Below are 14,032 nucleotides of genomic sequence, written 5' to 3'. Positions count from 1 at the left end.
GTCACACCCGACTCTAAACCGGTGGAAAGCCCCTGACCTGGGCTTCTACGGAACGCCTACTGGGTCTCGTCCAGGTTGTCGGCGTAGTACCCGATCGCCCGGCGGTACTCCCGTACCCGCGCGTCCCCGCTGGTGGCGACGACGACCTTGAGTAGGGTCCGCACGGCCTGCCGGGACTCGCCGACGTTGTAGAGCGCCATGGCCAGGAAGGTCAGCAGGGCGGCGTCCTCGGGGAACTCGTCCAGGGCGCGACGCAGCGTGGTCAGCGACTCGTCGTACCGGCCCAGCACCCGGTAGGTGCTGCCCAGCCCCAGGTACGCCCCGTGCCGGTCCTCGGCCGACAGCCCCGTACCGCCCAGCGCCCGCTCGTAGAACGGGACCGCCTCCGCCTCCAGTTCGGCGGAGTCGTGCGCCCATGCGGCCTGGTACGCGACCGCCGCGTCCTGCGGATGCCGATCCGCCAGATCCACCAGTCGCTCCCGTGCCCGCGCGCTCCCCTCCTCTCGCAGCCGCACCGCCTGCGCCAACACCGCCTCGTTCTGATCGCCCATGTCGGGGCACGCTGCCACGTCCCGGCCCCGCTCCACCAGATTGACGTGGCAGGAAATTGACTTCGCCGGGCCGCTCGGGTTTGCTGGCTCGGCTCGATCAACAACGGGGAGTGGACAACGTGGGGCAACGACTTCGTACGGCGGCGCTGGCCGCGCTCACCATCTCGCTCGCCGCCGGCTGTGCCGACGCCGGAAAGGGCACCCCGGCCACCGGTACGGCCTCGGCGAGCGCCGCGACGTCGACGCCGCCCGGCCCCCCGTGGTACGACAACGTCGCGCCGGCCGCCGCCGCCACGAAGGTCGGCGCCAGCCGTACGCCGTGCGTCCTGCCCGTCATCTTCGACCTGCCGGACCGGTGGCTGGCCAAGCCGGTCGAGGTCACCGGGGAGTGGGCGGCGTTGACGGAGTGGGGCGGCTCGACCATGCGCTGCGAGATCGACGCGAAGCCGGCCGGCAACATCGGGTTCCTCCGGGTCTGGACCGTCGACGACGACACCGTCCCGCCGCGCCAGGCGCTGGAGGAGTTCCTCGCCGACTACGGCACCCTTACCGAGGTGCAGTACCGGGACACGAAGGCCGGTTCGATCAGCGCGATCGAGGCGAGCTTCCTGCGGAAAGACGAGCTGGACGACGAGGCGACCCGGGGCGCCGCGCTGATGGTGGAGACACCGCTGGGCGCGGTGCTGCTGACCCTCGGCGGTTTCGACAACGACGAGGTCGAGGAGATGATGCCGGCGTACCAGCTGGCGAAGCAGACCTTCGCCGTGAAGAGGTGACGCCGGGGCGTGCCGTGGCCAGCTCCGCCGCACGCCCGCGATACCCGAGTCGTCCCGTGAGAGGATTTCACCCATGGGAAAGCAGCAGGACATCGGCGAGTCCGACCAGCACGGCGGGTCGGACACCGCTCATCGCGACATCGGCGGGAGTGTCGACGCTCGGCTTGCCCTCGCACAGCACCCCGCCACGACGCAGACGACGCTCTACGAGTTGGCCTCCGACGCGTCACCCGTGGTCCGCAAGGCGGTGGCGACCCGTACGGACGCACCGGCACAGGCTCTGCGGCCGCTGACCCGCGACCATGATCGTGACGTCCGCGAGGCGGTCGCGCGCAACCCGTCGACCTCGGTCGGCAACCTGCTGCGGCTGGTCCGCGACGCCGACCGGTGGGTCCGCTGGGCGGTCGCCGGCAACCCGGGCTGCGACGAGTCGGTGCGCCGGGCGATGGCCGAGGCACAGGACAAGGAGCTGCGCGGGCTGCTCGCCGAGAGCCGGGAACTCGAACCCGACCTGGCCGCGATGCTGATCAACGATGTCTCACCCGAGGTACGGGAACGACTCGCCATCCACACCCACGACCCCGACGTGATCACCGCCCTGCTGGCGGACCGGACGGCGCGCGTACGCAAGGGGGTGGCCCGCAACACCCGGACCAGCGTAGAGCAGCGCGGCGTACTGGCCCGCGATTCCGTGGTCGACGTCCGGGCCACGCTCGTCCGCTCGCTCGAACTGGACGAGGACGACCTGCACCGCCTGGTCGACGACCGCGCCGTCCAGGTACGGCTGTCGATGGCGACGTCCACCCTCGTCCCGCCGCACATCCGGCAAGCGCTCGAAGACGACCCCGACGAAAGCGTCGCCGCCGCAGCCCGAGACTTCGGCCGAACGCCCCGCAAAACCGCCACCGTCCGTACCCCCCGCGTCGGCGCCCGACGACCAACCACCGCCCCCACCCGCCACCGCGAAACCCCCCGCTAAACCACCCCCACCCCCACCCCCACCCCCACCCACCCCACCCCACGCGACGATCTTGCAGTTGTGGTGGTGCGCAAATCCGGATGAATGCGCCAATTCGGGCGCCACAAGTGCAAGATCGACGGAATTGGTGGTGCGGGCGGGGGGTGTGGAGGTTAGGGGGTGTTTGTTTTGAGGGGGTTTGTTAGGCGGGCGGCTCGTAGGGTCAGGTAGTGCTGTTCGGGGCGGCTGGTGGTGCGACCGGCTGCGGCTCGGTAGTTGTCGATCGCGGCTGGGAGGTTGCCGGCCATCTCGTACAGGTGCGCCCTGGCCGCGTAGAGGCGGTGGTGTCCGGCCATCCGGGGGTCGGCGTCCAGGGCGGCGAGGGCTTCGAGGCCGGCGGTCGGCCCGTACACCATGGCGGTTGCCACGGCCAGGTTGAGCGACACCACCGGGTTTGCCGAGTGGCGTTCCAGCACCTGGTAAAGGGCACGGATCTGCGGCCAGTCGGTCTTCTCCGCGCTCGGTGCCTCGTCGTGCAGCGCGGCGATGGCGGCCTGGATCTGGTAGGGCCCGACGGGGCCACGGGGCAGCGCGGCGATGACCAGCGCGACGCCCTCGGCGATCGCGGCGCCGTCCCAGCGGCCACGGTCCTGGTCGGCCAGGGAGATCAGCTCGCCGCCGGGGCCGGTCCGCGCCGGACTGCGGGCCTCGGTGAGCAGCATCAGCGCCAGCAGCCCGGCGACCTCGCTGTCGGTCGGCAGCAGGGCGTGCAGGGCTCGGGCCAGCCGGATCGCCTCACCGGACAGCTCGACCCGCCGCAGGTCGGGGCCGGCGCTGCTGGTGTGGCCCTCGTTGAAGATCAGGTAGAGCACGTGCAGCACGGCGTCCAGCCGGCGGGCCCGGTCGGCGGCGTCCGGCATCGAGAACGGGACGCCGGAGGATTTGATCCGCTGCTTGGCTCGGCTGATCCGCTGCGCCATCGTGGCCTCGGGCACGAGGAACGCGCGGGCGATCTCGGCCGTGGACAGGCCGCCGACCGCGCGCAGGGTCAGCGATATCGCCGAGGTCGGCGACAGCGCCGGGTGGCAGCACATGAAGAGCAGGACCAGCGTGTCGTCCCGGTCCGCGGTCAGTTCGAGGTCCGCCGGGGGCGCCGACATCTGGTCGTACGGCTCGCGTCGGGCGGCCAGGTCCTCCCGGTTGCGCCGGGCCTGCTCGCCGCGTACGTGCTCGATCATCCTGCGGTAGCCGACCTGGATCAGCCAGCCCCGTGGGTTGTCCGGCAGGCCCTCCTGCGGCCACTGCGTAGCGGCTGCCAGCAACGCCTCCTGCACGGCGTCCTCGGCGGTGGTGAAGTCACCGAACCGGCGGGTGAGTACGCCGACGACCTGCGGCGCCAGCTCGCGCAGCAGGTCCTCGACGGGTCGGTTGGGGTTCAGTTGTCACACATCCTGCGGCGGCCCGGACATGACCGGACGTACCTCGATCGGCATGTTGAGCGGGCGACCGCCGGGGCCGGGCGCGGCCGAGATCTGCGTGGCGAGTTCGATGGCCCGCTCCGGGGTGTCGGTGTCGACGATCCAGTAGCCGGCGAGGAACTCCTTCGTCTCGGCGAACGGCCCCTCGGTGATCACGGCCGCCCCGCCACCACCGGCCCGTACGATCTTGGCCTGTTCCGGCCCGGACAGGCCCTGCCCGTCGACCCACTCCCCGGCGGCCATCAGCTTGCCGTTGGTGTCGTGCATGAAGCCGATGTGGGCCTTGATCTCCTCGGGGGTCCAGGTGTCGATCGAGGGGAAGTCGGTGTTCTGGGCGCTGAACTGCATCAGCAACATGTACTTCATCGTGTCTGCTCCTCCGTCTGGCGCCCGTCTGCGGCGCTCTCACAGGGAGGTAGAAGCACGCGCGCCGTCCTCGACATCCCACCACAGATATTTTTGAACGCTTCCGGCGGCGTCAGCCCGTCAGGTGTTCGGGGCGTACGGGGACGGTGGTGAGGGCCAGGCCGGTGGCGGCTCGGATGGCGGCTACCACCGCCGGGGTGGACGAGATGGTCGGCGGCTCCCCCACCCCGCGCAGCCCGTACGGGGCGTGCGGGTCGGCCAACTCCAGCACGTCCACCAGCATCGGCGGCGAGTCGAGGATGGTCGGGATCAGGTAGTCGGTGAAGGACGGGTTGCGGATCAGCCCGTCGACCACCTGGATCTCCTCCATCACCGCCAGCCCGAGCCCCTGGATGGTGCCGCCGTGGATCTGCCCCAGCACCGCCTGCGGGTTGACCGCCCTGCCGACGTCCTGCGCGGTGGCGATCTCGACCACCCGGACCAGGCCGAGTTCGGTGTCGACGTCGACCGTGGCGCGGTGTGCGGCGAAGGCGTACTGGACGTGGGCGTTGCCCTGGCCGGTGAGCGGGTGCAGCGACTCGGTTGGCCGGTGCCGCCACTGCACGGTCTCCTCCAACGGCTCGTCACCGAGCAGTTCAACCAGGTCGGCGACGACGTCACCGGCACCGCTGAGCACCCGCCCGTCGACCAGGCGCAGTCCGGGATCGGCGGCGGGGCCGAGGCGGGCGAACAGCTTCTCCCGTACGGCCTGGCAGGCCGCCCGGACCGCGCCCCCGGTCATGTACGTCTGCCGTGACGCCGACGACGACCCGGCGCTGCCCACGGCGGTGTCGGCGGTCGCCACGGTGACCCGCCCGACGCCCAGTTCGGTACGGGCGATCTGCGCCTGCACGGTGACCAGGCCCTGGCCGACCTCGGCGGCGGCGGTGTGCACCAGCACCGCCGGCTCGCCGTTGATCAGCTCCAGCCGGACCCGCGCGGTGGCGTAGTCGTCGAAGCCCTCGGAGAAGCAGACGTTCTTGATCCCGATGGCGTAGCCAACACCTCGTACGACCCCCTCGCCGCGCGTGGTGTTGGCCACCCCACCGGGTCGTTCCCGTGGGTCGTCGGCGGCCGGTGGCGCCGCCGGTCGGTTCCGGACCAGGGCCAGCAGCTCGGCCACCGGTGCCGGCCCCTCGATCACCTGCCCGGTCGGCATCACCGAGCCCTCGGCCTGCGCATTACGGGTGCGTAGCTCCACCGGATCGAGCCCGAGTACGTCGGCGAGCCGGTCCATCTGCGATTCGTACGCGAAGCACGCCTGGACCGCGCCGAAGCCGCGCATCGCCCCGCACGGCGGGTTGTTGGTCCGCACCCCGTACGCGTCCATGGTCACGTTCGGGACCCGGTAGGGGCCGATGCCGAGGGTGGCGGCGTTGGCGACCACGGCCGGGGTGCTGGAGGTGTAGGCACCGCCGTCGAGCAGGATCCGGGCCCGGACGTAGACGAGTGTGCCGTCGCGCCTGGCGCCGTGCTCGTAGCGCAGGATCGCCGGGTGCCGGTGCACGTGCCCGAAGAACGACTCCTCGCGGGAGTAGACCATCTTCACCGGTCGCCGGGTGTGCAATGCCAACAGGCTGGCGTGCACCTGCATGGACAGGTCCTCGCGGGCGCCGAACGCACCGCCGACCCCGGCCAGGCTGAGCCGGACCAGCTCCGGCGGCAGGCCGAGGCAGGCGGCCACCTGCGCCTGGTCGACGTGTAGCCACTGGGTGGCGATGAACAGGTCGACGCCGCCGTCCTCGGCGGGCACGGCGAGCCCGGACTCCGGGCCGAGGAACGCCTGGTCCTGCATGCCTACCCGGTACTCGCCGGTGACCACCACGTCGGCGGTCGCCTCGGGGTCGCCGTACCGGACCGGGACGTGCCGGACCAGGTGCCCGCCGGCCAGTGCCGCCTCGGCGTCGGTGACCGGGTCGATCACCTCGTAGTCGACCTCGATCCGGGCCACCGCGCGGCGGGCGGTCTCCGGGTGGTCGGCGGCCACGATGGCGATCGCCTCGCCCTGGTAGTGCACGTCGGCCCAGGCCAGTACCGGCTGGTCGGCGATCTCCAGGCCGTAGGTCCTGGTGCCGGGCACGTCGTCGGCGGTGAGCACCGCGTACACCCCCGGCAGGGCGAGCGCCGCGGTCAGGTCGATGCCGCGCAGTCGGGCCCGGGGGTACGGGCTGCGCAGGGTCGCGCCCCAGAGCATGTCGTCGGCCCACAGGTCGGAGGAGAAGGCGAACTCCCCGGTGACCTTCAGCCGCCCGTCCGGCCGCCGAGCACTCCGCCCGACGCCACCCTCGACCACGCCGCTCTCCCGAGCGGTGCTGGGCGGAGCCGTGATCGGTGGGGCGGTGCTGGGCGGGGCGGTGCTGGATGGGGCGGTGCTGGATGAGGCGGTGCTGGATGGGGCGGTGCCGACCGGGGTGCTCATCCGCGTGCCCTTCGGGTCAGGGTCCGGTGGGCCCGGCGGGTTCGGCGGATCAGGTCCCGCTCGTCGGCGGTTCGCAGTTCGCCGCGCTCGACCACCGGTCGGCCGCCGACCAGCAGCAGTTCGACCGGGGCGGGCGGACCGAACACCAGCGCCGCGACCGGGTCGTCGATGCCGGTGTGGCCGAGCCCGTCGAGCCGCCACACGGTCAGGTCGGCGAGCTTGCCGGGCTCGATCGAGCCGATCCGGTCGGCCCGGCCGAGGCAGCGGGCGCCGCCGATGGTGCCGAGCGCCAGGGCCTGCCGGGCGGTGAGCGCGGTCGGGCCGCCGCGCAGCCGGGCGGCGTAGAGGGCCTGGCGCAGCTCGGCGCCGAGCTGGTTCGCCTCCTGCGAGGCGGGCCCGTCGACACCGAGCCCAACCGGCACACCGGCGTCGAGCAGGTCCCGGATCCGGGCGATGCCGGCTCCGAGCCGGGCGTTGGAACTGGGACAGTGGGCGACCGAGGTGCCGGTCGCGGCGAGCCGGCCGACGGCGTGGTCGTCGAGGTGTACGGCGTGCGCCAGCCAGACGTCCGGGCCGAGCCAACCGAGGCGTTCGGCGTACTCGACCGGGGTGCAGCCGTGCGTCTGGCGGCAGTAGTGCTCCTCCTCGATCGTCTCGGCGAGGTGGGTGTGCAGCCGTACGCCCCGGCGCCGGGCCAGCGCGGCGGCCTCGGTCATCAGTTTCGGGGTGACCGAGAACGGCGAGCAGGGCGCGACGGCGACCCGGATCATGGCGTCGTCGGCCGGGTCGTGGAACCGGTCGATCGCCTCCTCGGTGGCGGCGAGCGCGTCGTCGGTGTCCTCGACGATGTTGTCCGGCGGCAGCCCGCCGTTGGATTGGCCGAGGTCCATCGAGCCTCGGGTGGGGTGGAACCGCAGCCCGATCTCGGTCGCCGCCTGCACCTGCGCGGCCATCACGTCGCCCGCGTCGCGCGGGTAGACGTAGTGGTGGTCGGTGCTGGTGGTGGCGCCGGACAGGGCGAGCCAACCGAGGCCGGCGGCGGTGGTGGCGGCGACCACCTCGGCGTCGAGCCCGGCCCAGACCGGGTAGAGCGCGCCGAGCCAGCCGAAGAGGTTCTCCTCCTGGGCCAGGCCCCGGGTCGCCCACTGGTAGAGGTGGTGGTGGGTGTTGACCAGGCCGGGGGTGACCAGGCAGCCGGTGCCGTCGACCCGGCGTACGGACCGGTGGTAGCGGCCGGCGTGTCCCGCTCCGACGGCGACGATCCGACCCTCGTCCACGACCACGTGGCCGTCCCGGTACTCGGTGCCGTCGGCGTCCACGGTCGCGACCGCGCATCCCTCAATGATGATCATCGTGACCGTCCGTGGCTGCGGGGGTGGCGGCGGCCAGCCGTACGGCCGCCATGATGTGCTCGTAACCGGTGCACCGGCACAGGTTCCCGGCCAGCGCCTCCCGGATGTCCTGATCGGCCGGGGCCGGGTCGCGGGCCAGCAGGTCGTGCACCGCCACCATCAGCCCCGGCGTGCAGAACCCGCACTGCACCGCGCCGGCCGTGACGAACGCCCGCTGCACCCGGTCCAGCGTGCCGTCCGGGGCGGTCAACCCCTCGACCGTACGGACCTCGCGGTCCTGGGCCTGTCCGGCCGCCACCAGGCAGGCACAGACCGGCGTACCGTCCAGGTAGACCGTGCACGAGCCACATTCTCCCTGCTCACAGGCGTTCTTGGCGCCGGGCAGGCCGAGCCGTTCACGGAGCAGGTAGAGCAGGCTCTCCCCCGGCCATACATCGTCGGCGGTACGCGGTTCACCGTTCACCAGGCAGTTGACCCTCATCCCCGATTCCCCTCCCGATGGTCGCGCCAGGCCCAGTGCAGGGTCCGCCGGGCCAGTACGGCGAGCGCGTGCCGGCGGTAGGCGGCGGTGCCGCGTACGTCGTCGATCGGGCTGGCCGCCGCCGCGACCAGTTCACCGAAGCGGCGGGCGAGCGAGTCCGGCAACGCCCCGGCGTCGTCCCAGGGCAGGTCGGCGGCGAGCAGTTCCTCGGCGGCCCCGGCCCGCAACGGCGTCGGCCCGGCCGAGCCGATGCCGGTGCCGACCCGGCGGTGCACCGGGTCCAGGGCCAGCCCGAACGAGCAGACCGCGATCACCATCGCGTTGCGGGTGCCGACCTTCGCGAACTGCTGCGGGCCCCGGGCCGGCGGCACCAGGAACGCGGCGATCAGCTCGTCGGGCGCCCGTACGCTGCGCTTGGGTCCGGTGAAGAACTCGGCCACCGGGACCCGGCGGGTGCCGCGGACCGAGGCCAGCTCGACCAGGGCACCGGCGGCCAGCAGCGGCGGGTGCGCGTCCCCGGCCGGCGACGCCGAACCGAGGTTGCCGCCGACCGTGCCCCGGTTGCGGATCTGCGGCGAGCCGACCGTACGGGCGGCCAGCGCCAGCCCCGGCAGCGCCCGACCGAGTTCGCCGATGATCCGCCGGTACGTCACCCCGGCACCGACCCGGAGCAGTTCACCGTCGGAGTGCCACTGCGTCAACGCGTCGATCCGGCTCAAGTCGAGCAGCACACCCGGCCGGCGGCGGTCGAAGTTCAGCTCCACCATCACGTCGGTGCCACCGCAGATCGGCAGCGCCTCCGGGTACGCGGCCTTCGCCGCCAGCGCCTCGGTGAAGCTCGCCGGCGCCAGGAACTCCATCACCGCCCCCGGCCGTCCGCCGGGCCGACGGTCCCGTCGTCGGCCCGGCGGACGGTGCCCTCGATCAGCCCGTACGGGCGGTCGGTGGCGACGAACACCTCGTTCGGGTTGTCGAGCCCGAACGGGGTGAGGTCCACCAGCAGGTGGTGCCTGTTCGGCAGCGACAGCCGTACCTCGGTGATCTCCGGGCGGTCGGTGAGTACCTGGTGGCCCATCGCGTAGAGGGTCTGTTGCAGGGAGCGGCTGTAGGTGCCGACGAACGCGTCGACCAGCGCGCCGCGCGCACCCGCGTACGCGCCCTCCCAGTCCAGTTCGGTGTCCCGGTAGGACCAGTGCGCGTCGACGGCGGTGGCGAGGATCCGGTCGGTGGTCTCCGGCAGCGTCGTGTACGGGTCCTTGACGTACCCGGTGAACTCCGAGTCGGTCGAGTTGAGCAGCACCAGCCCGGTCAACCCGGCCTCCACCTCGGCCCGCGTGCCGGTGCAGGTGACCGTGGCGGTACGGATCTCACCGCCGGACCGCTGGAACGAGTGCGGGCCGAGCCGCTGCCAGCCGTACTCCTCGATGTGGACCGTCGCCCGGTCGATCGCCGGCTGGCCGGTGACAAAGTGCCGGGCCAGCAGCAGCCCGAACTCCTCGATCCGGTCGACGCCGTGGGCGCGGGCGAAGGCGTACACCGTGTTCTTCTGTGAGTCGGTCGGCAGGACCAGGGCGTTGTCGCCGGTCAGGTGGGTGTCGGTCAGGTCGCCGGCGAGCGTCACGGTCACGTTGAGGTCGCGCAGTTCGTGGCGGTCGCCGGAGCGGGCCACCCGGACCAGGCGCACCTCGGCCTTGCCGTACTGGTTGGCCCCGAGCACGATCGACATCAGCTCAGCTCCCTCGGTAGGTGGTGTAGCCGTACCGGCCCAGCAGCAGCGGCACGTGGTACGACTGGTCGGGGTCGCGGAGCTGGAAGGCGACGGTGATCTCCGGGAAGAACGTGTCGCCGTCGAAGTACGTCTCGACGTAGAAGACCAGCCGGTAGCCGCCGGCCTGGCAGGATTGCAGCGGCACCCAGTCGCGCAGCCGCCCGTCCGCGTCGGTCCGTCCCTGCGCCACGAGCGTCCAACCACCGGAGTCGTGGCGTTCGAACCGGACGTGCACATCGGCGGCGGGCGCCCCGCGTCCGGTGTCGAGCACGTGGGTGGAGATCCGGGCCCAGGTCTCGCTCACGACGCCGGCCCCGATGCCTCGGTCGGGATGGCTGCCTTGGTCGGGATGGCTGCCTCGGTCGGGACGGCTGCCTCGGTCGGGACGGTTGCCTCGGTCGGGACGGTTGCCTCGGTCGGGATGGCCGGCTCGGCGCCGAGCAGTCGTTCCAGTCGCAGCCGGGCGATCTTGCGCAGTTCCCCGTGGACGATCCGCCGTTCGGTGTGGTCGTCGTGGCCGAGTCGCTGCCGGGCCGCGGCGAGCAGTTCGTCCCGGCTCCGACCACTGGCGAAGATCAGGAAGAGGTGACCGAAGCGCTGCTCGTACTCCCGATTTGCCCGCGCCAGCGCGGCCTTGACCTGCGCGTCGGCGTCGGTGACGGCGGCCTGTTCGCGCCGCGACCAGGCCGACTCCCGATCATTGCCGGTGGGGTGTTCGCCGATCCTCGGGTGCGCGGCCAGGGCCAACGCGACCTCGTCCCAGGTCAGCGCGGCCAGCGCGGCGTCGGCGGTCGCGACCAGCACCCCGAGATCCGGGTACGGTCGCCCGGCGACCACCGCCCGCGCCCAGGCCGGTACGGCACAGCAGGCGAGCAGGTCGCGCTCGACCTCGGCGACCGGCCGGGTGTTGAAGCTGGCGAGGGTGTGGCCCGATGCGTCGATGACTTCCACCTCCCCGGGGGTTGGGTGAAGTACAACAGCCGGTCAGCACGAGATGAACCGGCAGCGACACCCAATTCGCAACACCCGGACCGTAGGGTTTCCGTAGCTTCCTCCAAACCCGAGCCGACTCCCCGTGGCCCGACCGGAAGGAACAGCCATGCTGCTACGCGAGGCGCTGCACCGGCCACGGTTGCGACTGACCCTGTTGACCGGCGCCGACGAGCTGGAACGACCCGTCAGCCGGGTGTACGTGACCGACCTGCCCGACCCCCGGCGTTACCTGTCCGGTGGCGAGATCGTGCTGACCGGCCTGGTCTGGCGGCGCGACTCCGGCGACTCGGAGGCGTTCGTCGCCGCCTGCGCACAGGCGGCGGTGACCGCGATCGGGGCCGGTGACGCGGTTTTCGGTTCGGTCCCCGACGACCTGGTCGACGCCTGCCGGCGGCACCGGATGCCGCTGTTCGCGGTGCCGGTCGAAGTGTCCTTCCGGGACGTCGTGGACGAGGTGAACCCCTCCCTGTGGGCGCAGCGGGCCAGTGGGTTGGCGACCGTGCTGGGCCGGCACCGGGGCCTGGTGGCGGCGATGGCGGCCGGTGCCCGGCTGGTCGACCTGCTGCCACCGGCCGCCGCCGAGCTGGGCGTGGACTGCTGGGTGCTGACCCCGACCGGCCGTTCGATCGCCGGCACCGCCGACCTGGCCCCGGCTGACCGGGCGGCGGTGGCCCGCGCCTTCCTCGCCGCCGGTCGGCTGCCCGCGCAGGTCATCGTGGACGGTCGCCGGCTCGCGGTGTTCGGGGTGCCCGGTCGTCCCGAACACCGGCTGGCCTCGTGGCTGCTCGCCTGCGCGGTCGCCCCGCGTCACCCGGTCCCGACCGGGGGCGGCACCGAGGCGGCCGAGGCGAGCGAGCTGGCCGACGCCGCCGCCGAGCTGACCAGCCTGGTCGCGCTCGAACGCGCCCAGGTCGACGAGGCGCTGCGGATCGAACGACGCCTCGCCGACCAGCTCGGCGCCGCCCTGACCGGCGGCGAACAGGTCGACCTACGGGGCAGGCTGCTCTCCTGCGGGCTGCCGTCGGAGGCGACGTTCCTGGTGCTGAACGCCAGCCTGACCGGTCTGCGTACGCCGCCGGAGCTGGCCGTGACCGTCTGCGCCGAACTGGTCGGACCGGCCGCCGAGCAGGTGGCGGTGACCGACGCGGGGTCGGCCGACACGGTGCTCGCCGTGCTGGCCGTCCCGCCGGAACAGGCACCGGCGGCGTTGGAGACGATCCGCGCCGGGGTCGCCGCGTACGGGCCGGGACTGGGCAACGGTCGGCTGGCGGTCGGGGTGAGCGGGTTGGCGGCCGGACCGGCGGCGCTGGGCGGCGCGGTCGAGGAGGCCCGGCACGCGAGACGTACGGCGGTCGCCCGCGACGAGCAGGCGACCATGGTCAGCGCCGACGAACTCGCCTCGCACCTGCTCCTGCTGGCCGGCGTACCGGCCGACACCCGACGGGCGTTCCAACGCCGACTGCTCGCCCCGCTGCTCGCGTACGACCGGACGCACAACGCGAACCTGCTCCGGACGCTGGATTCGTTCCTCGCCTCGGGCGGGTCATGGACCCGCTGCGCGTCCGTGCTGCACCTGCACGTCAACACGTTGCGCTACCGGATAGGCCGGATCGAACAGCTCACCGGCCGGGACCTGTCCCGGTTCGAGGACCGGGTCGACTTCTTCCTCGCCCTGCGCCTGCCCCGCTGACCGCCCCTGCCCCACCGACCCGTTGTGCAGGGGCGGGCGGGGGTGGGCGTGGATCCGGCCGTCGGTGTCGGAGAGGCGGGCACCGTTGCCGCCCCACCGGTTGGCCACTATCTCGGCGGCGATGCTGACCGCGGTCTCCTCCGGCGTACGGGCGCCGATGTCGAGCCCGATCGGCGAGGCGAGCCGGGCCAGCGCCATCTCCGGCACCCCCGCCTCGCGCAGCCGGGCCAGCCGGTCCCGGTGGGTACGCCGGGAACCCATCGCGCCGACGTACGCCAGCGGCAGGTCGAGCGCGACCCGGAGCACCGGCACGTCGAACTTCGGGTCGTGGGTCAGTACACACACCACGGTCCGCTCGTCCAGTTGCCCGGCCCGGGCCTGTTCGGCCAGGTAGCGGTGCGGCCAGTCGACCACCACCTCGTCGGCGTCCGGGAACCGGCGGGCGGTGGCGAAGACCGGCCGGGCGTCGCAGACCGTCACCCGGTAGCCGAGGAAGGTGCCCACCCGAGCGACCGCGGCGGCGAAGTCGATCGCCCCGAAGACGATCATCCGGGCCGGCGGCGCGTACGCGTTGAGCAGCAGGGTCAGCCCGGTGCCCCGACGTTGCCCGTCGGTGCCGTAGTTCAGCAACCCGGTCCGCCCGGCGGCGAGCAGCCCGCGCCCGTCGTCGCTGGCCGCGTCGTCCAGCCGTCCGGAGCCGAGTGACCCGTGCCGCCGGTCGGGCCAGAGCACCATCCGCCGGCCGATCCGATCCGCCGGCCCGCCCACGCAGGTCAGTACGGCCACCGGGGTCCGCGCGGCGATCGAGGCGGCCACGTCGGCGAGGTCGGGGAAGCTGTCCCGGTCCACCCGTTCGACGAAGACCTCGATGCTGCCGCCGCAGGTCAGTCCCACCGCGTACGCGTCGTCGTCGTGTACGCCGTACCGCTGGGACCGGGGCACCCCGGCGACCACCACCTCCTGGCACAGGTCGTAGACGGCGGCCTCGACACAGCCGCCGGAGACGCTGCCGACCACGCTGCCGTCCGGCCCGACCAGCATCGTCGCGCCGGGTTGCCGGGGTGCGCTGCGCCAGGTGGCGACGACGGTGGCCATGCCGACCGGTGCGTCCGCGTGCCACCAGCGCATCAGATCGTCCAGTACCTCACGCATGGCACCAGT

The 14,032-nt window shown here is 72.8% G+C and carries 13 protein-coding genes and 1 pseudogene; 3 read left to right on the top strand and 11 right to left on the bottom strand.

The annotated features are described in order from the left end of the window. Positions 1-56 precede the first annotated feature (56 nt). The gene (locus OG792_RS10495) at positions 57-551 is read right to left on the bottom strand and encodes a tetratricopeptide repeat protein (protein WP_329109114.1); all 495 of its coding nucleotides are present in this window, start codon (positions 549-551) and stop codon (positions 57-59) included. Between the two features lie 119 nt (positions 552-670). Between OG792_RS10495 and OG792_RS10490 the strand changes: the two genes are divergently transcribed. Then, positions 671-1,327 carry a lipoprotein gene (locus tag OG792_RS10490; protein ID WP_329109113.1) on the top strand — a complete coding sequence of 219 codons (657 nt, stop codon included), beginning with the start codon at positions 671-673 and terminating at the stop codon, positions 1,325-1,327. Positions 1,328-1,400: 73 nt separating this feature from the next. Then, positions 1,401-2,306: a hypothetical protein gene (locus OG792_RS10485; protein WP_329109112.1), complete on the top strand. Its 906-nt coding sequence runs from the start codon at positions 1,401-1,403 to the stop codon at positions 2,304-2,306. 152 nt (positions 2,307-2,458) lie between these two features. On the opposite strand, the gene OG792_RS10480 is transcribed toward OG792_RS10485, so the two are convergent. The 9 genes from OG792_RS10480 to uraD all read right to left on the bottom strand — a co-directional run bounded on the left by OG792_RS10480 (position 2,459) and on the right by uraD (position 11,139). Continuing rightward, positions 2,459-3,724: an RNA polymerase sigma factor gene (locus OG792_RS10480; protein ID WP_329111189.1), complete on the bottom strand. Its 1,266-nt coding sequence runs from the start codon at positions 3,722-3,724 to the stop codon at positions 2,459-2,461. 3 nt (positions 3,725-3,727) lie between these two features. Then, on the bottom strand, positions 3,728-4,129 hold the full coding sequence (locus OG792_RS10475) for a YciI family protein (protein ID WP_329109111.1): 402 nt from the start codon (positions 4,127-4,129) through the stop codon (positions 3,728-3,730). A gap of 112 nt (positions 4,130-4,241) precedes the next feature. Beyond that, entirely contained in the window at positions 4,242-6,587 is a 2,346-nt protein-coding gene (pucD, locus tag OG792_RS10470; RefSeq protein ID WP_329109110.1) for a xanthine dehydrogenase subunit D, read from the bottom strand. Then, positions 6,584-7,939: an 8-oxoguanine deaminase gene (locus OG792_RS10465; protein ID WP_329109109.1), complete on the bottom strand. Its 1,356-nt coding sequence runs from the start codon at positions 7,937-7,939 to the stop codon at positions 6,584-6,586. Before OG792_RS10465 ends, pucD begins: the two co-directional genes overlap by 4 nt. Then, on the bottom strand, positions 7,926-8,420 hold the full coding sequence (locus OG792_RS10460; protein WP_329109107.1) for a (2Fe-2S)-binding protein: 495 nt from the start codon (positions 8,418-8,420) through the stop codon (positions 7,926-7,928). The genes OG792_RS10465 and OG792_RS10460 overlap by 14 nt, the downstream gene beginning before the upstream one ends. Then, entirely contained in the window at positions 8,417-9,280 is an 864-nt protein-coding gene (locus OG792_RS10455; protein ID WP_329109106.1) for an FAD binding domain-containing protein, read from the bottom strand. The genes OG792_RS10460 and OG792_RS10455 overlap by 4 nt, the downstream gene beginning before the upstream one ends. Next, positions 9,280-10,146: a factor-independent urate hydroxylase gene (gene pucL / locus OG792_RS10450; RefSeq protein WP_329109104.1), complete on the bottom strand. Its 867-nt coding sequence runs from the start codon at positions 10,144-10,146 to the stop codon at positions 9,280-9,282. Before pucL ends, OG792_RS10455 begins: the two co-directional genes overlap by 1 nt. A gap of 4 nt (positions 10,147-10,150) precedes the next feature. Next, complete coding sequence (uraH, locus tag OG792_RS10445) at positions 10,151-10,492, bottom strand: hydroxyisourate hydrolase (RefSeq protein ID WP_329109102.1); 342 nt, start codon at positions 10,490-10,492, stop codon at positions 10,151-10,153. Then, entirely contained in the window at positions 10,489-11,139 is a 651-nt protein-coding gene (gene uraD / locus OG792_RS10440; RefSeq protein WP_329109101.1) for a 2-oxo-4-hydroxy-4-carboxy-5-ureidoimidazoline decarboxylase, read from the bottom strand. The genes uraH and uraD overlap by 4 nt, the downstream gene beginning before the upstream one ends. A 148-nt stretch (positions 11,140-11,287) precedes the next feature. On the opposite strand from uraD, the gene OG792_RS10435 reads away from it, so the two are divergent. Beyond that, positions 11,288-12,871: a PucR family transcriptional regulator gene (locus tag OG792_RS10435; protein ID WP_329109099.1), complete on the top strand. Its 1,584-nt coding sequence runs from the start codon at positions 11,288-11,290 to the stop codon at positions 12,869-12,871. A 120-nt stretch (positions 12,872-12,991) separates the two neighbouring features. On the opposite strand, the pseudogene OG792_RS10430 reads toward OG792_RS10435, so the two are convergent. Continuing rightward, a pseudogene (locus OG792_RS10430) lies at positions 12,992-13,999 on the bottom strand (XdhC family protein); the annotation flags it as partial. Positions 14,000-14,032 lie beyond the last annotated feature (33 nt).

Origin of the sequence: Micromonospora sp. NBC_01699 (genome assembly GCF_036250065.1) — a bacterium.
Taxonomy (GTDB): Bacteria; Actinomycetota; Actinomycetes; order Mycobacteriales; family Micromonosporaceae; genus Micromonospora_G.
The sequence above is the reverse complement of the archived record's forward strand: the minus strand, read 5'-3'. Positions and strand labels throughout refer to the sequence as shown.